This window comes from Leisingera caerulea DSM 24564 (assembly GCF_000473325.1).
GTDB lineage: Bacteria > Pseudomonadota > Alphaproteobacteria > Rhodobacterales > Rhodobacteraceae > Leisingera > Leisingera caerulea.
On sequence record NZ_KI421513.1, the window covers coordinates 417600 to 439738 of the forward strand.

General features: G+C 64.9%; 25 protein-coding genes. 21 read left to right on the forward strand and 4 right to left on the reverse strand.

The features are described 5' to 3' along the window. Window positions 1–47 precede the first annotated feature (47 nt). From pcaF to CAER_RS0109255, 21 genes are all read left to right on the forward strand, one after another. Window positions 48–1250, forward strand: coding sequence for a 3-oxoadipyl-CoA thiolase (gene pcaF / locus CAER_RS0109150; protein WP_027235068.1), 1203 nt, complete (start codon window positions 48–50; stop codon window positions 1248–1250). A gap of 22 nt (window positions 1251–1272) precedes the next feature. After that, window positions 1273–2250 carry a 1,2-phenylacetyl-CoA epoxidase subunit PaaA gene (paaA, locus tag CAER_RS0109155; protein ID WP_027235069.1) on the forward strand — a complete coding sequence of 326 codons (978 nt, stop codon included), beginning with the start codon at window positions 1273–1275 and terminating at the stop codon, window positions 2248–2250. A gap of 63 nt (window positions 2251–2313) precedes the next feature. Next, on the forward strand, window positions 2314–2598 hold the full coding sequence (paaB, locus tag CAER_RS0109160; protein ID WP_008562338.1) for a 1,2-phenylacetyl-CoA epoxidase subunit PaaB: 285 nt from the start codon (window positions 2314–2316) through the stop codon (window positions 2596–2598). Then, a complete protein-coding gene (paaC, locus tag CAER_RS0109165; protein ID WP_027235070.1) occupies window positions 2598–3359 on the forward strand; it encodes a 1,2-phenylacetyl-CoA epoxidase subunit PaaC in 762 nt (253 codons plus the stop codon). The genes paaB and paaC overlap by 1 nt, the downstream gene beginning before the upstream one ends. 127 nt (window positions 3360–3486) lie before the next feature. After that, the gene (gene paaD, locus CAER_RS0109170) at window positions 3487–3960 is read left to right on the forward strand and encodes a 1,2-phenylacetyl-CoA epoxidase subunit PaaD (protein ID WP_027235071.1); all 474 of its coding nucleotides are present in this window, start codon (window positions 3487–3489) and stop codon (window positions 3958–3960) included. A gap of 10 nt (window positions 3961–3970) precedes the next feature. After that, window positions 3971–5044, forward strand: a complete 1074-nt coding sequence (paaE, locus tag CAER_RS0109175) for a 1,2-phenylacetyl-CoA epoxidase subunit PaaE (RefSeq protein ID WP_027235072.1) — start codon at window positions 3971–3973, stop codon at window positions 5042–5044. A 49-nt stretch (window positions 5045–5093) separates the two neighbouring features. After that, window positions 5094–5855: a Phenylacetic acid catabolic protein gene (locus CAER_RS0109180; RefSeq protein ID WP_027235073.1), complete on the forward strand. Its 762-nt coding sequence runs from the start codon at window positions 5094–5096 to the stop codon at window positions 5853–5855. Window positions 5856–6044: 189 nt separating this feature from the next. After that, window positions 6045–6539, forward strand: a complete 495-nt coding sequence (locus CAER_RS0109185; protein WP_027235074.1) for a VOC family protein — start codon at window positions 6045–6047, stop codon at window positions 6537–6539. A 222-nt stretch (window positions 6540–6761) separates the two neighbouring features. Then, complete coding sequence (locus CAER_RS0109190; protein ID WP_027235075.1) at window positions 6762–7625, forward strand: branched-chain amino acid aminotransferase; 864 nt, start codon at window positions 6762–6764, stop codon at window positions 7623–7625. A gap of 296 nt (window positions 7626–7921) precedes the next feature. After that, on the forward strand, window positions 7922–8377 hold the full coding sequence (locus CAER_RS0109195; RefSeq protein ID WP_027235076.1) for a universal stress protein: 456 nt from the start codon (window positions 7922–7924) through the stop codon (window positions 8375–8377). Window positions 8378–8398: 21 nt separating this feature from the next. Further along, window positions 8399–8998, forward strand: a complete 600-nt coding sequence (locus CAER_RS0109200) for a 2-hydroxychromene-2-carboxylate isomerase (protein WP_084299633.1) — start codon at window positions 8399–8401, stop codon at window positions 8996–8998. 69 nt (window positions 8999–9067) lie between these two features. Next, window positions 9068–9634, forward strand: a complete 567-nt coding sequence (locus CAER_RS0109205) for a NifU family protein (protein ID WP_027235078.1) — start codon at window positions 9068–9070, stop codon at window positions 9632–9634. Window positions 9635–9655: 21 nt separating this feature from the next. Next, entirely contained in the window at window positions 9656–10252 is a 597-nt protein-coding gene (gene tsaB, locus CAER_RS0109210) for a tRNA (adenosine(37)-N6)-threonylcarbamoyltransferase complex dimerization subunit type 1 TsaB (RefSeq protein ID WP_027235079.1), read from the forward strand. Further along, window positions 10245–10670 carry a GNAT family N-acetyltransferase gene (locus CAER_RS0109215; RefSeq protein WP_027235080.1) on the forward strand — a complete coding sequence of 142 codons (426 nt, stop codon included), beginning with the start codon at window positions 10245–10247 and terminating at the stop codon, window positions 10668–10670. Before tsaB ends, CAER_RS0109215 begins: the two co-directional genes overlap by 8 nt. Before the next feature lie 155 nt (window positions 10671–10825). Next, the gene (locus CAER_RS0109220) at window positions 10826–11821 is read left to right on the forward strand and encodes a BMP family lipoprotein (RefSeq protein WP_027235081.1); all 996 of its coding nucleotides are present in this window, start codon (window positions 10826–10828) and stop codon (window positions 11819–11821) included. A gap of 17 nt (window positions 11822–11838) precedes the next feature. Beyond that, window positions 11839–12192: a nuclear transport factor 2 family protein gene (locus CAER_RS0109225; RefSeq protein ID WP_027235082.1), complete on the forward strand. Its 354-nt coding sequence runs from the start codon at window positions 11839–11841 to the stop codon at window positions 12190–12192. Beyond that, entirely contained in the window at window positions 12189–13718 is a 1530-nt protein-coding gene (locus tag CAER_RS0109230) for an ABC transporter ATP-binding protein (protein WP_027235083.1), read from the forward strand. Before CAER_RS0109225 ends, CAER_RS0109230 begins: the two co-directional genes overlap by 4 nt. 137 nt (window positions 13719–13855) lie before the next feature. Further along, window positions 13856–14950 carry an ABC transporter permease gene (locus CAER_RS0109240; protein WP_027235084.1) on the forward strand — a complete coding sequence of 365 codons (1095 nt, stop codon included), beginning with the start codon at window positions 13856–13858 and terminating at the stop codon, window positions 14948–14950. Beyond that, window positions 14950–15915, forward strand: coding sequence for an ABC transporter permease (locus CAER_RS0109245; RefSeq protein ID WP_027235085.1), 966 nt, complete (start codon window positions 14950–14952; stop codon window positions 15913–15915). Before CAER_RS0109240 ends, CAER_RS0109245 begins: the two co-directional genes overlap by 1 nt. A gap of 333 nt (window positions 15916–16248) precedes the next feature. Beyond that, window positions 16249–17172 carry a sulfite exporter TauE/SafE family protein gene (locus CAER_RS0109250; protein WP_027235086.1) on the forward strand — a complete coding sequence of 308 codons (924 nt, stop codon included), beginning with the start codon at window positions 16249–16251 and terminating at the stop codon, window positions 17170–17172. A gap of 2 nt (window positions 17173–17174) precedes the next feature. Beyond that, window positions 17175–17960 (forward strand): TIGR02186 family protein, encoded by a 786-nt coding sequence (locus tag CAER_RS0109255; protein ID WP_027235087.1) that lies wholly within the window; start codon window positions 17175–17177, stop codon window positions 17958–17960. A gap of 178 nt (window positions 17961–18138) precedes the next feature. On the opposite strand, the gene CAER_RS0109260 is transcribed toward CAER_RS0109255, so the two are convergent. The 4 genes from CAER_RS0109260 to CAER_RS0109275 form a co-directional block, all read right to left on the reverse strand. After that, window positions 18139–18876: an SDR family oxidoreductase gene (locus CAER_RS0109260; protein ID WP_027235088.1), complete on the reverse strand. Its 738-nt coding sequence runs from the start codon at window positions 18874–18876 to the stop codon at window positions 18139–18141. After that, window positions 18873–20411 (reverse strand): ATP-dependent DNA helicase, encoded by a 1539-nt coding sequence (locus CAER_RS0109265; protein ID WP_027235089.1) that lies wholly within the window; start codon window positions 20409–20411, stop codon window positions 18873–18875. Before CAER_RS0109265 ends, CAER_RS0109260 begins: the two co-directional genes overlap by 4 nt. Window positions 20412–20474: 63 nt before the next feature. Beyond that, window positions 20475–21116 carry an acyl-homoserine-lactone synthase gene (locus tag CAER_RS0109270; protein ID WP_027235090.1) on the reverse strand — a complete coding sequence of 214 codons (642 nt, stop codon included), beginning with the start codon at window positions 21114–21116 and terminating at the stop codon, window positions 20475–20477. A gap of 94 nt (window positions 21117–21210) precedes the next feature. After that, on the reverse strand, window positions 21211–21930 hold the full coding sequence (locus CAER_RS0109275; protein ID WP_027235091.1) for a helix-turn-helix transcriptional regulator: 720 nt from the start codon (window positions 21928–21930) through the stop codon (window positions 21211–21213). Window positions 21931–22139 lie beyond the last annotated feature (209 nt).

Here is a 22139-nt window from a genome sequence, read left to right on the forward strand (position 1 = left end):
CCAACGGTCGGCTTATCCCGCCGCCGCCACAGGAGACGCGAACACCCATGGATGCTTTCATCTGCGATGCCACCCGCACCCCGATCGGCCGCTACGGCGGCGCGCTGAGCCAGGTGCGTACCGATGATCTTGCCGCCCTGCCGATTGCCGCGCTTGCCGCGCGCAACCCGGACGTGGACTGGGGCTCCCTCGACGATGTGATTTTCGGCGATGCCAACCAGGCCGGTGAAAGCAACCGCAACGTGGCCCGCATGGCGGCGCTGCTGGCGGGCCTGCCCACCTCTGTGCCCGGCACCACGATCAACCGGCTCTGCGCCTCCGGCATGGATGCGGTCGGCATGGCGTCCCGCGGGATCAAGGCGGGCGACTACGATATGGCCATCGCCGGCGGCGTAGAAAGCATGTCCCGCGCGCCCTTTGTGATGCCCAAGGCAACCTCTGCCTTCACCCGCGCCAATGCGGTCTATGACACCACCATCGGCTGGCGCTTCGTGAACAAGAAGATGCACGAGATGTACGGCACCGACTCGATGCCGCAGACCGCTGACAACGTGGCCGAGGACTACGGCGTCTCCCGCGAGGATCAGGATGCATTCGCCGCCCGCAGCCAGGCCCGCTGGGCCGCCGCGCATGGGGCCGGCATCTTCAAGGACGAAATCATCCCGGTCACCATCCCCCAGCGCAAGGGCGATGACATCGTGGTGGACACCGACGAACACCCCCGCCCCGGCACCTCGGCTGAGAAGCTGGCGGGCCTCAAGGGCGTCAACGGCCCGGACAAGACCGTGACCGCTGGCAATGCCTCCGGCGTCAATGACGGTGCCGCAGCAATCCTGATGGCGAATGAGGCGGCGGCCGCCAAGAACGGCCTGAAGCCGATGGCCCGCATCGTCGGCATGGCTGCCGCAGGCGTCGAGCCGCGCATCATGGGCATCGGCCCGGTGCCCGCCACCCGCAAGGTTCTGGCCCGCACCGGCCTCACCATCGACCAGATGGACGTGATCGAACTGAACGAGGCCTTCGCCAGCCAAGGCCTTGCGACACTGCGCGAGCTTGGCGTTGCCGACGATGCGCCCCATGTTAATCCCAACGGCGGTGCAATTGCACTGGGCCACCCGCTCGGCATGTCCGGCGCGCGGCTGGTGCTGACCGCCGCCTACCAATTGCAGCGCACCGGCGGGCGTTTTGCGCTCTGCACCATGTGCGTCGGCGTCGGACAGGGCACCGCCCTGATCCTGGAACGCGTGTAACGAAGATTAGGAGGTCCCAGACATGTATGCTCAGATGATCAAATCCGAGGCGACCCAGGACGATCCGGAGAAGCTGGCGGCCTTCCAGGCGCGCATCGACGCGGGCGAGAAGATCGAGCCCAAGGACTGGATGCCCGAAGGCTACCGCAAAACGCTGATCCGCCAGATCGGCCAGCACGCCCACTCCGAAATCGTCGGCCAGCTGCCCGAAGGCAACTGGATCACCCGCGCGCCGACGCTGGAGCGCAAGGCGATCCTGCTCGCCAAAGTGCAGGATGAGGCCGGTCATGGCCTGTACCTCTACTGCGCGGCAGAGACGCTGGGCGTCTCCCGCGACGAGATCACCGAGATGCTGCTGGACGGCCGCATGAAGTATTCGTCGATCTTCAACTACCCGACGCTGAACTGGGCCGACATCGGCGCGGTGGGCTGGCTGGTGGACGGTGCGGCGATCATGAACCAGGTGCCGCTGCAGCGGACCTCCTTCGGCCCCTACTCCCGCGCGATGATCCGCATCTGCAAGGAAGAAAGCTTCCACCAGCGCCAGGGCTATGACGCCATCCGCCAGATGGCCGAGGGCACCCCGGAGCAGAAGAAGATGGCCCAGGACGCGCTGAACCGCCTGTGGTACCCGTCGCTGATGATGTTCGGCCCGTCCGACAAGGACTCGGTCCACTCCGCCCAGTCGATGAAGTGGAAGATCAAGATGAACACCAACGACGAGTTGCGTCAGAAGTTTGTCGACCAGACCGTTCCGCAGGCCGAATACCTGGGCCTGACCATCCCCGATCCGGACCTGAAATGGAACGAGGAGCGCGGCCACTACGACTACACCGACCCGGACTGGAGCGAGTTCTTTGACGTGATCCAGGGCAATGGCCCCTGCAACGTGGACCGCCTCGCCGCCCGCAACAAGGCCTGGGACGACGGAGCCTGGGTCCGCGACGGCCTGCTTGCGCATTCCAGAAAGAAGGCCGCGCGCCAGCACGCCGCCGAGTAACCCCAAGAATTCCGGCGCTACGCCCTGACGCGCAGCGCTCCCTCAGCCAGGAGGATTTGAGACATGAAAAACGAATGGCCCCTCTGGGAAATCTTCATCCGCGGCCAGCACGGCATGAGCCACCGCCACGTCGGCTCCCTGCACGCGCCGGACGCCGAGATGGCGATCAAGAACGCCCGCGACGTTTATACCCGCCGCAACGAAGGCGTGTCGATCTGGGTGGTGGAAGCCAACCACATCTCCGCCTCCTCGCCCAGCGACAAGGGCCCGCTCTATGAGCCGTCCGAGTCGAAGGTCTACCGCCACCCGACCTTCTTCGACATCCCCGAAGAAGTGGGGGCGATGTAATGACCCGCGACGACGCATTCACCCAGTTCCTGCTGCGGATGGGGGACAACACCCTGATCCTCGGCCACCGGGTCAGCGAATGGTGCGGCCATGCGCCGGTGCTGGAAGAGGACATCGCGCTGGCCAACACCGCGCTGGACCTGATCGGCCAGACCCAGATGTGGCTTGGCCTCGCCGGTGAAGTGCAGGGCGAAGGCAAATCCGCTGACGATCTCGCCTTCCTGCGCGACGCCTGGGACTTCCGCAATGTTTTGTTGTGCGAGGTGCCGAACGGCGACTTCGGCCGCACCCTGATGCGCCAGTTCCTGTTCGACGCCTGGCATTCCATCCAGCTGGGCCGCCTGATGAAATCCTCGGACGAGCGGGTCGCCGCGATTGCCGAGAAGGCCTCGAAAGAAGTGGCCTATCACCTGGAGCGCTCCGCCGACACGGTGGTGGGCCTGGGTGACGGCACCGAGGAAAGCCACCGCCGGATGCAGGAGGCGCTGGACTATCTGTGGCCCTACGTGGGCGAGATGTTCCAGTCCGACGAGGCCGACGCCGAAATGGTGAAAGCGGGCATCGCCCCCGACCCGGCGTCCCTGCGCGAAGAGTACGACGCGCTGATCTCCCGCATCCTGGGCGACGCGACGCTGACCATTCCGGAGAGCCGCTTTGCCCACAAGGGCGGGCGCACCGGTGCGATGCATACCGAGCACCTGGGCCACCTGCTGACCCAGATGCAATGGCTGCAGCGCGCCTACCCGGGCGCCAAGTGGTAAGGCCGCGGCCAACGAACTGAGGGCATCGCCCGTCCCGGCGGGGCGGGCGGGAAACTCCTGCCCCGCGGGGGCGGGACGGGCGTTGCCCGGCGTATTGCCGGGCAGAACAGCCAATGAGGGTAACCGCATGAGCCAAGTGACAACTCAGCCAAGCATTGACCAGATCTGGGACTGGCTCGACGCCGTGCCCGATCCGGAAATCCCGGTGATTTCGCTGGTGGATCTGGGCATCATCCGCGACGTGGCCTGGGAGGGCGAAACCCTGGTGGTCACGGTCACCCCGACCTACTCCGGCTGCCCGGCCACATCAGTGATCGCTATGGACATCGAAACCGCCCTGCGCGGCCACGGCATCACCGATCTGAAGCTGAAGACCCAGATCTCCCCCGCCTGGACCACCGACTGGCTGTCTGACAAGGGCCGCGCCAAGCTGGAGGATTACGGCATCGCCCCGCCCCAGCCCGCGGGCGGTCCTGAAAAATGCCCGCACTGCGGCAGCAAACATGTCACCAAGGTCAGCCAGTTCGGCTCGACCCCCTGCAAGGCCCACTGGCGCTGCCAGGACTGCCTCGAACCTTTTGATTATTTCAAGTGCATCTGAGGAGACCCTGATGGCGCGCTTTCACGACCTTGAAGTCACCGATGTCCGCAAAACCATCCGCGATGCGGTGGTTGTCACCCTGAAGCCCGTGAACGGCGCGGCTGAGGAGTTTGATTTCACCCAAGGCCAATACCTGACCTTCCGCCGCGACTTCGACGGCGAGGAGCTGCGCCGCAGCTACTCGATCTGCGCAGGCAAGGACGAGGGCATCCTGCAGGTCGGCATCAAGCGCGTCGACGGCGGCGCGTTCTCGACCTGGGCCAACACCGAGCTGAAGACCGGCGACACCCTGCAGGCGATGGCGCCGATGGGCACCTTCTTCACCCCGCTCGAAGGCACTGCCGAAAAGCACTATCTGGGCTTTGCCGGCGGCTCCGGCATCACCCCGGTGCTGTCGATCCTCAAGACCACGCTGGCGGCGGAGCCCAAATCCTCCTTCACGCTGGTCTACGCCAACAAGGGCGTGAACACGATCATGTTCCGCGAGGAGCTGGAGGATCTGAAGAACCTCTACATGGGCCGGTTCAACGTGATCCATGTTCTGGAATCCGACGCGCAGGAAATCGACCTGTTCACCGGTCTGGTGACCGAAGAGAAATGCGCCCAGCTGTTTGAGCACTGGATCGACATCGAAAACGTGGACACCGCCTTTATCTGCGGTCCTGAGCCGATGATGCTGGGCATCGCCGCCGCGCTGCGCAGTGCGGGGCTTGAGGACAGCCAGATCAAGTTCGAACTGTTCGCCTCCGCCCAGCCGGGCCGCGCCAAGCGCAAGGCCGCCGCAACCGATGCCGCCAGCAGCGCCAACCAGACCAAGGCCGCGATCACCCTGGACGGCGCCACCCAGACCATCGAGATGGGCAAGGATATGACCCTTCTGGATGCGGCGCTGGAGAACGCCATGGACGCGCCCTACGCCTGCAAGGCCGGCGTCTGCTCCACCTGCCGCTGCAAGGTGCTGGAGGGCGAGGTCGAGATGGTCGCCAACCACGCGCTGGAGGATTACGAGGTCGAAAAGGGCTATGTGCTGTCCTGTCAGGCCTACCCGGTGACCGACAACGTCGTCGTGGACTACGATCAGTAAGGCAATTTCAAAAAACCGGGTAGCCCGGAGTTTTCAGGGAGGGCGTTTCATGTCCGAAGAGATGAGCATCACAAGCTATCTGGCCCAGGGCGGGGTTCTGACCAACCCGTCCAACGTGCCGCCGCGCTACCGCGCCGAGCTGATGAAGCTGATGGCAACCTTCGTCGACAGCGAACTGGCCGGAGCCGCGGGCTTTGCCGACATCATCAACGAAGGCCCCGGCATCAAGGCCCGCATCGCCGCGGCGCGGATCGTGCTGGAAAAGACCGACCACGCCGAGAAGGTGCTGCGGATCATGGGCGATTTCGGCGCTGACACCGAACGCTATGCCGACCATCACCCTTGGACCGCGCGGCTGGAGCGGGATGCCGACATCGGTCAGAGCCGCACCAAGCACGACATGCGTCTGGCGGTGTTCAACTACCCGCTGGAAGGCTGGGCGGATGCGGTGGTGATGAACCTGCTGATGGGCCGCGCGGTGGTGCTGCAGCTGGAGGAGCTTAGCCATGTCTCCTATCAGCCTCTGGCCGAAGCCTTCCGTGCCATCCTGCCGGTGGAGACCCGCCATGCGGAGCTGGCCGAAGAAGGGCTGATGGTGCTGGTCGAGGCCCAGGGCGCTGATAGCCTGCAGGAGCTGGTTGACTACTGGTGGCCGCGGGTCGCCGCGAGCTTTGGCCAGGAGGCCTCGGAGAAATTCGAAGGGATGAAGGCCATGGGCCTGCGCCGCACCCCGAATGCAGAGCTTAAGGCCCGCTGGCAGCAGGACGCCGGGGCCATTCTGGACAAGGCCGGCCTGAAACCGGCCGCCTGATCTTCACCCGCAGACCTCCCGCCCGGGCTGCAGCGCATCACAGATGCGCGGGCCCGGTTGGGCCCGGCGCGCCCGCCGCGCTGCGCCGCTGCCGCTGTGCAAATCCACAGGCACATGGTGCGTTGCCGCGGAATGGAAGCCGATCCGCTCAGCAGCCATATCTGCGGCACCAGACAGATGGAGGCTGCAATGAGCACCGGCACGGCAACACTTCCCGCAGGCACCGGCATCGGCCATGTGCACCTGAAAGTTTCGGACCTGGAACGTGCGATCCAGTTCTACAGCGGCGTCCTCGGCTTTGAGGTGACCCAGCGGCTGGGCAGCTCTGCCGCCTTCCTGTCGGCGGGCGGCTATCACCATCATATCGGCCTCAACACCTGGCAGTCGCGCGGCGGCCCTGCCCCGGCGCCTAATGCGACCGGCCTCTACCACACTGCCATCCTGCTGCCGGACCGCAAGAGCCTCGCCGCGGCGCTGCGGCGGGTGCTGGAGGCAGGCATCGCGCTGGAGGGCGCCGCCGATCACGGCGTCTCCGAGGCGATCTACCTGCGCGACCCGGACGGCAACGGGGTGGAGCTGTACCGCGACCGGCCGGAGGCGGAATGGCCGCGCGGGCCGGACGGAAGCCTCGCCATGGGCACAGAGGCCCTGGACCTGCAGGCTTTGCTCGCGGGGGTTGAGTAGGTCAGCCTTGCTGCCCGAATGTTTCGCGCGCGAAACAATTGGTCAGAATGCCTGACCCAACAGACGCAGCGTCAGAATGGGCGCAAGCACCGGACAGCCCATTGTAAAAAAACAATAAATAGGCCGGGCCGCAGTCTTCGCCAGGACACCTGCGGGCAATGTTAGGTCTGGACCTCTGACCTTTCCCTGCCTACCCTAGCGGCAAGCAGAGGGAGGGAAATCATGGCTGTAAGCGGCACAATCCGGACCTATTTCAACGGCAGCTGGCACGACGGCGACTTGGCGGTGATGCGGGCGGCGGATCATGCGATGTGGCTCGGATCCTCGGTGTTCGATGGCGCGCGTTTCTTCGACGGGGTGACCCCGGACCTGGATCTGCACTGTGCCCGCACCAATGCCTCGGCCGAGGCGCTGCTTATGACGCCCACCCATTCGGTTGAGCAGATGGCAGAGCTGATCCGCGAGGGGCTGGAAGGCTTTGCCCCGGGTTCCGCCGTCTATATCCGGCCGATGTACTGGGCCGCCGACGGCGACGCGACTCTGATTGCCCCTGACCCGGACAGCACCCGCTTTGCGGTCAGCCTGGAGGAAATCCCGATGGCGGCGCCTGAGGCCTCCGCTACGCTGACCCGCACCCGCTTCCGCCGTCCGGTGCTGGAAAACGCGGTGGTGAATGCCAAGGCCGGCTGCCTGTATCCCAACAACGCCCGGATGCTGCGGGAGGCGCGCAGCAAGGGGTTCACCAATGCGCTGGTGCTGGATGCCATGGGCAACGTTGCGGAAACCGCCACCACCAATGTCTTTATGGTGCGCGACGGCGAGGTCTTTACCCCGATCCCCAACGGCACCTTCCTGGCCGGCATCACCCGCGCCCGCCACATCGCGAACATGCGCGCCGATGGCATCAATGTGCATGAATGCGTGCTGGGCTATCAGGACTTTGAGGCGGCCGACGAGGTCTTCCTTTCCGGCAACATGAGCAAGGTGACACCGGTCACCGCTTTCGACGAATGCCAGTATCAAACCGGCCCCGTCGCCAAGCGGGTGCGCGAAATGTATTGGGATTGGGCCCGCAGCCAGACCTGACACAAGGCGCTGCGCCGCCTGGTACGGCTCCCGCCCGCTCCGGGCCTTTTTGCAAAAGGCCGCTGCACGGTTGGGCATGGCACCGTGCCTGCGCACGGTGCCGCGCCGCGCAATGCGCGGCGCCAGGCCCAAGGCCGCCAAGGGGGTTCCGGCGCAGCCGGTAGATCCTGCGGGCACGGGAGCGCTTCCCGCCCCGGCCTAGAGCCAGTTTCCTGAAACGGCTCAAAGGCTTTGGCTCTATTGCCTGATGCGCCCGCTTGCGTCATGATCCGCGGTGGAACAACGAGAGAGCGAAAATGCGCAAATTCCTTGTGGTACTGGATGACAGCCGCGAATGCCTGAACGCGATGCGGTTCGCCGCGATGCGGGCGGCGCATACCGGCGCCGGCGTCACTATCCTGTCGGTGATCCCGCCGGACGAGTTCAACCACTGGATCGGCGTCGGCGAAGTGATGCGGGAAGAGGCCCGCGAGCGGATCCATGCGCATTTCGAAGTCTTTGCCAAATGGATGCGCGACCGCCAGAACGTTGACCCGGAGCTGGTGATCCGCGAAGGCGAGCCGGTGCCGGAGATCCTTGATTACATCGAAGGCGATCCTGAAATCGGCGTGCTGGTGCTGGGTGCCGGAACCGGCCGCAAGGGGCCAGGCCCGCTGGTCACCCAGCTGACCAAGAACTCGGGCACCCTGCCGGTGCCAATCACCATAGTTCCCGGCGATCTGAGCAAAGAGAAGCTGGAAGCGATCACCTGAGCGCGGGAAATGGCAGAGGCGATGACCGGCAGGATCACATTCTGGTTCGAGTTTGCCTCCACCTATTCTTATCTCAGCGTGATGCGGATCGGCGCGCTCGCCGCCGCACGCGGGGTTGCTGTTGATTGGCAGCCCTTCCTGCTGGGGCCTGTGTTTGCAGCCCAGGGCTGGGACACCTCCCCGTTCAACATCTACCCCGCCAAGGGGCGTTACATGTGGCGCGACATGGAGCGGATTTGCGCCGCGCGCGGGCTGCCCTTCCGGCGCCCCGATCCGTTCCCGCAAAACGGACTAAAGGCGGCGCGTCTGGCAATTGCCGCCGCGGAGCAGGACCGCATCGAAGCTTTCACAAAAGCGGTGTTTCAGGCGCAGTTCGGCGACGGCGCGGATATTTCCAGCGACGCTGTCCTGCAGGGTTGCCTGTGCCAGGCGGGCCTTGACGAGGCGCTCAGGCTGCGCGCCCAGTCACCTGCCATCAAATCGGCGCTGCGGGCGCAGACCGACGCCGCGATCGCCGCAGGCATTTTCGGGGCGCCGAGCTTCGTCAGCGGCCCGGAGCTGTTCTGGGGCGACGACCGGCTGGAGCAAGCCCTGGAGCACGCCGCAGCCGCCCGAATTTAGAATAGTTCCAAATCTTGACTTGGCGGGCCGCAGGGCGCATATCGGGGGCACGCTTAACGGAGACCCGACATGTTCATTCAGACCGAATCCACGCCCAACCCGGCGACGCTGAAATTCCTGCCGGGCCAGACCGTTCTGGAAGTGGGCACCGCCGACTTCCCCAGCTCTGAGGCTGCGGGCAAATCGCCGCTGGCCTCCCGCATCTTTGCGGTTGAGGGCGTGACCGGCGTGTTCTTCGGCAATGATTTCGTGACCGTGACCAAGGCGGACGGAGTGGACTGGGACCACATCAAGCCCGCCATTCTGGGCGCAGTGATGGAGCATTACCAATCCGGCCAGCCGGTGATGGCGGACGGCTCTTCCGATCCGGCCTCAGGCCATGCTGAGCATTCCGGCGAAGACGCCGAAATCGTCAACCAGATCAAGGAACTGCTGGACAGCCGCGTGCGCCCGGCAGTGGCCCAGGACGGCGGCGACATCACCTTCCACGGCTTTGACCGCGGCGTCGTCTACCTGCACATGCAGGGTGCCTGCGCGGGCTGCCCGTCCTCGACCCTGACGCTGAAGATGGGCATTGAGAACCTCTTGCGCCACTACATCCCGGAAGTCACCGAGGTGCGCCCGGTTGCCGTCTGACCGGCTGCGAAAGGACAACGCATGACCTCCGAACCACTGGTTCTGGGATTTGACACATCGGCCGCGCATTGCGCGGCCGCTTTGCTGCGCGGGAACGTCCTGCTGGCGTCCCGCCTGGAAGAAATGACCCGCGGCCAGGCTGAACGGCTGATGCCGCTGCTGGAGGAGGTGCTGGCAGAGGGCGGCGCCGCGTGGGCCGACCTCGATGCCATTGGCGTCGGTGTCGGCCCCGGCAACTTCACCGGCATCCGCATTGCGGTTTCTGCTGCGCGCGGCCTTGCACTGGGGCTGGAGATTCCGGCCGTGGGCGTTGACGGGTTTGAATCCCGGGCTGCCGCAGGCACCCTGCCCGCGGTGCCCGCGCCGCGCGATCAGGTGTATGCCGCCCTGCCCGGGGAAGCGCCGCGTCTGATGCCGCGCCAGGAGGCAGAGGAGGCCGCCCGCGGCGCCGGGCTGGCGTTTACGCCCGAGGCAAGCCCCGCGGGGATCGCCGAGGCCATTGCCCGCATCACCGCCGGGCGGTTTGAAACCGTGACCGAACCGCCTGCCCCTTTATACCTGCGCTCTGCCGATGCCGCGCCGTCCAGCGATGTGCCGCCGGCACTGATTGATGGCTGACCCGCTGACACCCGAGGACTTGGCCGCCACCCACGCCGCGGCCTTCACTCAGTCGCGGCCCTGGTCAGCGGCGGAGTTTGCCTCCCTGCTGGACAGCCCGCTGACCTTTGCCACCGGCGATGCCCGCTGCTTTGCACTGGTGCGGGTGATCGCGGATGAGGCAGAGCTGCTGACCATCGCCACCAGCCCCGCCCATCAGCGCCAGGGCCTGGCCCGCGCCTGCATGGCGGACTGGGAATCAGCCGCCCGCGCGCGGGGCGCGGCGGAGGTGTTCCTGGAAGTGGCCGCGGACAATGCCCCTGCACAGGCGCTGTACAACGCCTGCGGATTCGCGGAATGCGGGCGCCGGGCCGGATATTACCGCCGGGAAGGGGCAAAACCGGCGGATGCGATCCTGATGAGAAAAGCTTTACGCTAGGCCAGTTGCGCGGATTTCGCACCAAATGGTCAAAAAGCGGTTGACCCTCTCCCTGCCCTGCAGGCTAAATTGCCGCACCCTCTAAGGCCTGAACGGGGCCGGGCAGCGGAAAAGCCCCGCTGCATCCAACAAAAATGACAGTGGGAGTTAACCTGATGACCCTGATGAAACCGCTGATGGGCGCAGCCGCGTCGCTGGCCCTGACCGCAGGTGCCGCGCTGGCCGAGCCTGCGCTGATCTTCGACTTGGGCGGCAAGTTCGACAAGAGCTTCAACGAAGCCGCCCACAACGGCGCCCAGCGCTGGGTCGAAGAGACCGGCGGCACCTACCGTGAGATCGAGCTGCAGTCCGAAGCCCAGCGCGAGCAGGCGCTGCGCCGCTTTGCCGAGGCCGGCGCCAACCCGATCGTGATGGTCGGCTTTGCCTTTGCCGACGCCCTGGGCCAGGTGGCAGCCGATTATCCGGACACCAAGTTCACCATCATCGACATGGTGGTTGAAGGCGACAACGTGCGCTCGGTTGTCTTTAACGAACACGAAGGCTCTTATCTGGTGGGCATGCTGGCCGCGATGGCGTCGGAATCGAACACCGTCGGCTTTATTGGCGGCATGGACATTCCGCTGATCCGCAAGTTCGCCTGCGGCTACGCCGAAGGCGTCAAGGCGGCCAACCCGGACGCCAAGGTGATTTCCAACATGACCGGCACCACCCCGGCAGCCTGGAACGACCCGGTGAAGGGCTCTGAGCTGACCAAGGCGCAGATCAGCCAGGGCGCTGACGTGGTCTATGCCGCGGCCGGCGGCACCGGCGTGGGCGTGCTGCAGACCGCGGCCGACGAAGGCATCCTGTCGATCGGCGTGGACAGCAACCAGAACCACCTGCACTCGGGCAAAGTGCTGACCTCGATGACCAAGAACGTCGGCAACGCCGTGTTCGAGGCGTTCACCGACGGCGCGGAGATGGAGACCGGCTTCTCTGTCATGGGCCTGGCCAATGGCGGTGTCGGCTATGCGATGGATGAGCACAACGCCGACCTGGTGACCGAAGAGATGAAGGCCGCGGTGGACGAAGCTGCTGCCAAGATCGCCTCGGGCGAGATCAAAGTGCATGACTACATGTCCGATGACAGCTGCCCGGTTCTGAGCTTCTAAAGAGAAAGCCCCAGGCCATGACGGATTCACTTCATACTCTGTTTGCGGCCTGGGGCGACCCAACCCCCGAAGGCCGTGCTGCAAAAACCGGCGCGGCTATCGGGCCCGAATTCTATTATTCCGATCCCAACACCCCCGCCCCCATCGAGGGCCGCGGCGCCTACCTGGACTATATCGCGCAGTTCAGCGCGAACATGCCGGGCGCCGAGGCCAAAGTGTTGGCCGTCACGGAACACCACGGGCACGCGCGTGCCACGGTGGATTTCCTTAAAGACGGCAACCGCATGATGCGCGGCCAGTATTTTGCCGATCTGCAAGACGGCAAGGTGGTGCGGCTGATCGGATTTACAGGCATGGGAGAGCCCGCTTGACTGCCCCCGCCATCGAACTCAAAGGCATTTCCAAGGCCTTTGGCCCGGTCCAGGCAAACAAGGACATCTCCATCCGCGTCGCCCCCGGCACCATTCACGGTATCATCGGTGAAAACGGTGCCGGCAAGTCGACGCTGATGTCGATCCTCTATGGCTTTTACAAGGCCGACAAAGGGGAGGTCTTCATCAACGGCAAGAAGACCGAGATCCCCGACAGCCAGGCGGCGATTGCCGCGGGCATCGGCATGGTGTTCCAGCATTTCAAACTGGTGGAAAATTTCACCGTGCTGGAAAACATCGTGCTGGGCGCCGAGGACAGCGGCATGCTGATGCCCTCGCTGCGCCGCGCCCGCAAGGAGCTGAAGGCGCTGGAGGAGGAATACGAGCTGTTCGTGGACCCCGACGCCCGTATCGACGAAATCGGCGTCGGCGCGCAGCAGCGGGTCGAGATCCTCAAGGCGCTCTACCGCAAGGCGGAAATCCTGATCCTTGACGAGCCGACCGGCGTGCTGACGCCGTCCGAGGCCGATCAGCTGTTCCGCATCCTGGACCGGCTGCGCACAGAGGGAAAGACCATCATCCTGATCACGCACAAGCTGCGGGAAGTGATGGAGTACACCGATACGGTTTCGGTGATGCGGCGCGGCCAGATGACCGCGACTGTCAAGACGTCTGAGACCAGCCCCGAGCACCTGGCTGAGCTGATGGTAGGCCGCAAGGTGCTGCTGCGCGTGGATAAGGTGCCCGCCCAGCCCGGTGCCCCGATCCTGGAGATCGAGAACCTGCGGGTGGTGGACAGCGCCGGCGTCGAGCGGATCAAGGGCATCGACCTGACCGTGCGCGCGGGCGAAATCGTCGGCATTGCCGGGGTGGCCGGCAACGGCCAGTCGGAACTGCTGGAAGTGCTGGGCGGCATGCGTCCGGGCACCGGCAGCATCAAGCTGCACGGCACGCCGCTGCCGCTGAACGGCCCCGGGTCGGATGCCAGGGCGCGCCGCGATGCCGGTATCGGCCATGTCCCGGAAGACCGCCAGCGGGAGGGCCTGATCATGGACTTCCACGCCTGGGAAAACGTGGCCTTCGGCTATCACCGCGATGCCGCTTATCAGAACGGCGTGCTGATAAACAACGCCGCCCTGCAGGCCGATACCGAGGCCAAGATGGAGAAATTCGACGTGCGCCCGCCGGATCCGTGGCTGGCGGCCAAGAACTTCTCCGGCGGCAACCAGCAGAAAATCGTGGTGGCGCGCGAGATTGAGCGCAACCCGGACCTGTTGCTGGTCGGCCAGCCGACCCGCGGCGTCGATATCGGCGCCATTGAATTCATTCACAAGCAGATCGTTGCGCTGCGCGATCAGGGCAAGGCGATCCTTCTGGTCTCGGTCGAGCTGGAAGAGATCCTGTCGCTTGCTGACCGGGTTGCAGTGATGTTTGACGGCATGATCATGGGCGAACGGCCCGCGCATCAGACCGATGAGAAAGAACTCGGCCTGCTGATGGCCGGTGTCGCGGGGGAGGCCGCGTGATGCAATACAAGATGACTTGCAACAAAGGCCTGCGCCTGTCCGCGGGCGGAAGCGAAGCGCCCGCCCATGGGGGCGGACGGGCGTCGGCCGGACCGCTGCGCGCTCCAGCCGTGACAGCCAAACCGGGGGCCGCGTAAATGGACAAGATGCCGAAATGGGCCGATGTGGTCCTGATTCCGCTGATCAGCCTGCTGCTGGCCGCAATCCTGTCGGCCCTGGTGATCCTCGGGATCGGCGAAGACCCGGTGGCCGCGGTCAAGCTGATGGTCGATGGCGCCCTGGGCTCCACCTATGGCTGGGGCTATACGCTCTATTACGCCACCAATTTCATGTTCACCGGCCTGGCGGTCGCGGTGGCCGCCCACGCGGGCCTGTTCAACATCGGCGGCGAGGGCCAGGCGATGCTGGGCGGGTTGGGCGTGGCGCTGGTCTGTCTGCTGATCCCTTGGCCGCATTGGACGCTTGCACTGGTATTTGCCGCCCTTGGCGCCGGGATCTTCGGTGCTGCCTGGGCCGCCATCCCCGCCTATCTGCAGGCCAAGCGCGGCAGCCATATCGTGATCACCACCATTATGTTCAACTTCATCGCCGCGGCGGTGCTGAACTATGTGCTTGTCAACGTTCTGCGCCCCGAAGGCTCGATGGACCCGGCCACCGAACGCTTCCCCGAGGCCGTTCACCTGCCCTCCCTGCATGAGCTGCTGGCCCCGATCGGCATTAACTTCTCCAAATCGGCCCCCGCCAATGTCAGCCTGCTGGTTGCCATGGGCGCCTGCCTGTTCGTCTGGCTGCTGATCTGGCGCACGCCGCTGGGCTATGAGATCCGCTCCCTGGGCAAATCCGAACCGGGCGCGCGTTATGCCGGCATCTCGTCGGTGCGCACCATCATGATCGCCATGCTGATCTCCGGCGCGCTGGCCGGGATGATGGCGGTCAACAACGTCATGGGCGAAGCGGAACGCCTGGTGCTGAACGCCACAGAAGGCGCCGGTTTCATCGGCATCGCGGTGGCGCTGATGGGGCGCAACCATCCGTTCGGCGTGTTCCTGGCAGCGATCCTGTTCGGTTTCCTCTACCAGGGCGGCGCGGAGCTGGCGCTTTGGACCTCGATCCCGCGCGAGCTGATCGTGGTGATCCAGGCCCTGGTGATCCTGTTCACCGGCGCGCTCGACAACATGGTGCGGATGCCGCTTGAGAAGATCTTCCTCGCGGTGCGGAGGGGGCAGAACTGATGGATTTCCTGACGATCATCCAGATTCTGGATTCCACTGTCCGCCTGGCCACGCCGCTGCTGCTGGCCTGCCTGGCCGGGCTCTACTCCGAGCGCGCGGGCATCTTTGACATCGGCCTGGAAGGCAAGATGCTGATGGCCGCCTTCTTCTCCGCCGCCGTCGCCGCCGTGACCGGCAACGTCTGGCTGGGGCTGCTGGCGGGCATCGCCTCTTCCCTGGTGCTGGCAGGGCTGCACGGGGTGGCGTCGATCACTTTCCGCGGCAACCAGCTGATTTCCGGCGTTGCGATCAACTTTCTGGCTGCGGGCATGACGGTGCTGATTGCCCAGGACTGGTTCCAGCAGGGCGGCCGCACCCCGTCGCTGTTCAGCGGCGGACGGTTCACACCGATCACCCTCCCCTTTGCCGACAGCCTGTCGGGCGTGCCGGTGCTGGGGCCGGTTTATTCCGAGCTGCTGTCGGGCCATTCAGTGCTGGTCTACCTCGCCTTCCTGGCGGTTCCGGCGACTTGGTGGATCCTGTTCCGCACCCGGTTCGGCCTGCGCCTGCGCGCAGTGGGCGAGAACCCGGCAGCGGTGGACACCGCAGGCGTTTCGGTGGTCGGCCTGCGCTACGGCGCAGTGATGATCTGCGGCCTGCTGTGCGGCATCGCCGGCGCCTATCTGGCCACGGCGCTGCAGGCGGGCTTCGTCAAGGACATGACCGCAGGCCGCGGCTTCATCGCCCTGGCGGCGCTGATCTTTGCCAAGTGGCGGCCCTGGCACGCAATGGGCGCCTGCCTGCTGTTCGGACTGCTGCAGGCCATCGCCCTGCGCTTCCAGAACATCGAACTGGGCGGCATCGTCATCCCGGTTCAGGCGATGGATGCGCTGCCTTATGTTCTGACGGTGGTGATCCTGGCCGGTTTCGTCGGCAAGGCGATCCCGCCCCGCGCCGGCGGCCAGCCCTACGTCAAGGAGCGCTAAGCTCCGCAAGAAACCCTTGGAATGCCCGGCCCCGCGCCGGGCGTCTCTTTTCCGGACTGATCCCAGCCAGTGTCTTTCCAGGCGCAAGGGCCGCGGCAGCAGCGGCGCGCAGGCGCCGTTCGCCCTTGGCGCGGTAAAGATACAACTTCCCTCGACCTGTCCCCGGGGTCTCCTCAGCGAAAAATCCCTTGCGCCGCCTGCGGGCGCGGGGCCCTGCCCGACCAGTGCAGAGCGGCCACAGTTGAGTCCAGTTTGATGCGTCAAATCAGTCCTGCACGCTGCACAGCGGCATAGATCATTGATTTTTGAACGGTCTGCGGTCTAACAAAGATCATGCAGATATACCTTCCCATAGCTGAGGTCTCGGTCAATGCCTTCCTTCTTCTGGGCCTCGGAGGAATGGTGGGTGTTCTCTCAGGCATGTTCGGAGTTGGCGGCGGCTTCCTGATGACGCCGCTTTTGTTCTTCATCGGCATCCCGCCCGCGGTGGCGGTGGCCACCGAAGCGAACCAGATTGTCGCCTCTTCCTTCTCCGGCGTGCTGGCGCATTTCCGAAGGCGCACGGTCGATATCAAGATGGGGCTGGTGCTGCAGGCCGGCGGCCTGCTGGGCGCGGCGCTTGGGGTGGTGGTGTTCAACTACCTCAAGGCGCTTGGCCAGGTCGATCTGCTGGTCAAGCTCTGCTATGTCGTCTTCCTGGGCGTCGTCGGCGGGCTTATGTTCATCGAAAGCCTGAACGCGATCCGCAAATCCAAGAAGGCAGGCGGTGCAGCGCCCGCCCCGCGCCGCCAGCGCGGCTGGGTGCATGCGCTGCCGTTCAAGATGCGCTTCCGCACCTCCGGCCTCTATATCTCGGTGATCCCGCCGATCCTGGTTGGCGTCGCGGTGGGTATCCTGGCAGCGATCATGGGGGTTGGCGGCGGCTTCATCATGGTGCCTGCGATGATCTATATCCTCGGCATGCCGACCAAGGTGGTTGTCGGAACCTCGCTGTTCCAGATCATCCTGGTCACCGGCTTTACCACCATGCTGCACGCCACCACCAACTATACCGTGGACATTGTGCTGGCGGTTCTCTTGCTTATCGGCGGCGTAGTCGGCGCCCAGATCGGCACCCGCATCGGCGTCTACCTCAAGGCCGAACAGCTCCGCATCCTGCTGGCGCTGATGGTCATCGCGGTCTGCGTCAAGCTGGGCCTCGACCTTTTGCTGCAACCCTCCGAGATTTTCTCGCTGGGTGAGCCCGGGGGGCACTGATCATGCGCAAGCTGCTCCTGTCCGCGCTGACCGCCGCCGCCCTGGCCCTGCTGCCGCACTCCGCAGCTAAAGCCGGCAAGGAAGAGGTCGTGCTCGGTCTCAGCCAGGACCGGGTGGCGATCACCGCCACCTTCGACGGGTCGGAAATCCTGGTGTTCGGGGCGGTGAAACGCGAAACCCCGATCCCGCAGGACGACCCGCTGGAAGTGGTGGTCGCCGTGTCCGGCCCGGCCCCCTCCGTCATGGTGCGGCGCAAGGAAAAGAAACTGGGGATCTGGGTCAACGTCGACAGCGTGCTGGTCGACTCCGCTCCGGCGTTCTATGCCGTGGCCACCAGCGCCCCCTTCGACCAGGTGCTGACCGACACCGAAGACCTGCGCTACCGGATTTCGATCAAGCGCGCGATCCGCTCGGTCGGCGCCGCCATGCATATCCGCGGCGCCCAGGCCTTTGCCGATGCGGTGGTGCGGATCCGCGAGAAGAACGGGCTTTATTCCCTGCGTGAAAACACGGTGGCCGTGGATGAGCAGACCCTCTTCCGCACTGCCATCGAAATGCCCGCGGATCTGACCGAAGGCAGCTATCTGACCCGGATCTTCCTGACCCGCGGCGGCGAGGTGGTGTCGAGCTATGAGACCACAATCGACGTGCGCAAGGTAGGGCTGGAGCGGTTCCTGTACTCGCTTTCGCGCGAGCAGCCGTTCCTTTACGGCCTGATGTCGCTGGCGATCGCCGTTGCCGCCGGCTGGGGCGCCTCCGCTGCCTTCAGCCTGCTCAGGAACCGCTAAGAGGGGCCGGCCCCTCTTGGCCTTGCGGCCAATTCACCCCGGAGTATTTGCTGCAAAGATGAAGCCTCTGCGGCCCGTATGCAGCAGCGCCGCCGCCGCAGGCCCGCTGCGCGCCAGCGCAGCGCCACGTCCAACGGGAGCGGCGCATCTGCGATGCGCCAGCGACGGGCGGGAGCGCTCAGCCGCGGCCGATATAGGGCATCTTGGTGGCCATCACCGTCATGAACTGCACATTGGCCTCCAGCGGCAGATTGGCCATGTGCAGCACGGATCTCGCCGCGTCCTCCACCGCAAATGTGTGCATCGGCTCTCCGTCCGGGTTGGCCTCAGCGTGGCGCTGGCTCAAATCCTCCACCATCGGGGTGCGGGTGTTGCCGAAGTCGATCTGGCCGCAGGCGATATCAAAGGGGCGGCCGTCCAGCGACAGGCTTTTGGTGAGGCCGGTGATTGCCGCCTTGGTGGCTGCATAAGGCGCTGAATGGGGCCGCGGCACATGCGCGGCAATGGAACCGTTGTTGATGATCCGCCCGCCCTGCGGCGACTGCTGCCGCATCTGGCGGAAGGCTGCGCGGGCTGCCAGGTACATGCCGGTGAGGTTCACGTTCACAGACGCGAACCAGTCGTCCAGCGGGATCTCGTCGATAGTGCCCGGCGGCGTAAAGATGCCCGCATTGTTGAACAGCACATCCAGCCGCCCGGCCGCCATGGCAAAGCTGTTCACCGCATGATCCACCGCTGCCGGATCCGAGACATCGGCGGGCAGCACCTGGGCGTTCGCAAAGCCCTGCGCTACCTCCTGCAGCTTCTCTGCCCGGCGCGCCACCAGGCCCACCTGCCAGCCCTCGGCCAGGAACAGCTCCGCCACGGCACGGCCGATGCCGGAGCTGGCGCCAGTGATCAGGATCGAATGGCTCATGCGGGGGTGTCCTCCTGTGCTTCGAGCGTGAGTGCGGCAGCAGGCATGGCTTTGAGATCGTCCACCGGCAACGGGCCAGTGGGCTTGGCGAGGCGGTTGCGGACGACCCAGATCAGCCGCTCCTGCGCGCGGGTGATGGCGACATAGGCCAGCCGCTTCCACAACGGTTGTCCCGCCTCAACCCGGCCCATGCGGGCGGCCGCGTAGATATCCGGGGCAAAGACCTGGGCGGTGTCCCATTGCGAGCCTTGCGCCTTGTGGATGGTCACTGCTGCACCGTGCAGGAAGGTCGCGCCCATGCGGGCCGCGTAGGGGATGAAGGGCTCTTCCTCGTCCGGTTTTTCGATCTTCACGATCGAGGCGGCAGAGACCTGCGGGTCCTCAGCCCCCATCACGTGCAGGCGGGAGAAGCCGGGTTTGCGGCCGGGGCCGAGAAAGATCACCTGCGCCCCTTTGATCAGCCCTCGGGCCTCCAGATCCAGGCGTTTCTTGCGGTGCTTCATCGGCAGTTCGATACCGTCGCAGATCAGCGGCTCGCCCGCGATCAGCTGATCCTCCGGCGCGCCATGCACAGCGCGGAAGGCGTTGATCAGCCGGATGCGGGTGTTGTTGCGCCAGACCAGCACCGGCGAGCGCGCCATCAGATCGACCTCCACCCGCTGCCCCCAAACCACACGGTCGTCGCGGCGGGCGGTGTCCTCCACCATCCGCTCGAAATCCTCGAACCCAAGCTGCGGGTCGGCCAGCGCATGGGCCAGGTCCAGGATCGGGTTGCCTGCCTCCTGCCGGTGGATGCGGTTCAGAACCAGCTGGCGCGGTTCCGGCAGGGTTTCGAACACCATGGAGCCGGACTGGTTCACCGGCGCCAGCTGTGCCGGGTCGCCGAACAGGATCAGGTTGGGAAAGATCTCCTTCAGATCCTCGAACTGGCGGTCGTCCAGCATCGACGCCTCGTCGATAAAGCCGATGTCGAGAGGATCCTCGCGCCGCTTCCAGCCGGTGATGAAATCCGAGCCGCGCAATCCCGCAGCCGCCAGCGCGCCGGGGATCGACTTGTTCTTCTCATAGAAGGCCGCAGCACGGGCCAGCGCCTCCTCGCTCAGGCCTTCGATGTCCGGCTGTTCCCCCTGCCCCGCCAGCCATTCGGCAATACGCTCATACTCCGGGTCATATACCGGGGTATAGAGGATGCGGTGGATGGTGGTGGCGGGCACGCCGCGCAGGCGCAGCACGCTGGCGGCCTTGTTGGTAGGTGCCAGGATCGCAAGCGTGCGGCGGTCGTCGCTCTTCTTGCGGCTTTCATAGTCGCCGGAGACGATCTCAACCCCGGCCTGTTCCAGCGCCTTGTACAGCTCAGCCAGCAGCAGCGTCTTGCCCGATCCGGCCTTGCCGATCACCGCCATCACCCCGGCATCGCCGCGGGGCGGGTGCAGCAGCCCGTCATCAAGATCCACCCCCGCGTTGCGCAGGAGTTCGGTCACGCTGTCATAAGCGGCGGCCTGGTCATCGGAGAACTGTACGGGCAGAGCTGTCATGGCGCGACCCTACAGCCGCGGCGCCGGGTCCGCCAGAGGATCCGGCCCCGGTTTGCGCAATGTTCAGGCGCTGAGCGCCACCGGGCCGGACGCGCCGGCACCGCCGAAGGAGCGGTCGAACCACAGCTGCGACAGCTCCGGCGGGATGCCCGCCTTGCGCGACACGCTGTGATAGGTGTCTTCGGCATATTCCCAGAAGCCCATGCAGATGGGATTGCGCCCCCCGCCCTGGGTGCCGGTGATTTCAGGCGCGAAGCCCAGGTTGCGGAACGCGCGGGCCGTGTGGCGGTAGAACACCCCCGTGTAATGGGGAACGTCGAAGTTGCGCATGATTTCCAGGCTGCCAAGCATCAGTCCTGCCGCGATCCTGCCCTGCGCCTTGCGCGACAGGCAGAACCGGGTGCATTCCCAGATCAGCGGGCTGCAGATGGGGACGCCGCCGCAGAGATCCAGGAAGATTTCATTCACCATCACCCGGCCGGTGGTCGGCAGAAACCGCATGGAGCCGCCGTGGCTGCCGTCGGGCATTTCCCAGATCATGTAGAGCGGGTCCAGTTCGTCGTACTGATCCCGCTCCTCGCCGTTGGCATTCACCTGCACATCCCAGCCAAGCCGCGTTTTGAACTGATCGGCCCGGTCCAGGAACATTGAATGAGCCAGGTCCGCATGGTTGTGAAGATCGTGGCCGTATACGTAGCGCAGCATGGTGTATTCCCCTTTTGGTAGAAAATCAGGGGAAGGATACGACCATTAGGATCGGCGTCGGAGAAAATTTACACCTTAAGAGGTAGCGATACCGTTAAACCACAATCAAACCGAGACTTACGGCCCGGGCAATGGCATGTGTGGTGTTGATCGCGCCCAGTTTGAAGCGGGCGCTTTCGATATAGACCCGCAGGGTATGCTCTGAGATGGCCAGGGTTTGAGCCACTTGTGCCCGGCTGTAGCCGATCGCCAGAAGCGTGAGCGCGTCAACTTCCCGCGGCGACAGCGGCTGCGCTTGTTCTGCACTGCGGGAGGGTTCCAGCTCCAGCACTTTGCGGTTGAAATAATGCGCCACCAGAATGAAATCGCGGTTGTATTTCGCGATCAGCTTTTCCCAGGCGGCGTCGTCGCAATTGTGGCTGAGCGTGAAGAGCGCGAACTGGCCGTTCGGCCCCCTGATGGGAATGGCATAGCCCTGATTGCCCACGCCATGCTCCCGCGCGTCTTTCAGGAACTCGCGGGCCGGTTTGGGGTTCCAGTCCAGACGCTTCCAGTCCACCGGGTGAAAGCGCTGGTAGCAGCCCACCACAACCGGATCGACCCGCGAGTAGGCCTTGTCCAGATAGCGTTCTGTCCAGGCCTTGGAATAGGTGCCGAAATAATAGTGGTTTCCGGCGGTTTCGACCCAGAGGTACATTGCATGATCGACGCCGAACACCTCGCAGACCTGCTCAACGATCAGCTGAAGGCCTTCCAAGGTTTCAGTGGCGTCAAGCGCCTCCAGAATGCGGTCGAGTTCTGCTTTGTATGCCATGAATTACGTGCTGCTGCCCTTTAGGTCCGGCCCCGTTCTGAGGGAGGCCCGTAGCAGAATGTGCTGCCGCGGGGCTGGCCGGTCGTTCCTGTTCTTTTGCAGTGGGGAGCTCCTGGAGGTCAATGCGAAGGTTCCGCTTTCGTTCATTTTGAGTGAACAGTTGTGCGATGCTCAAAAAAAACGCCGCAAAAACCGGAGCGTAGAGAGTC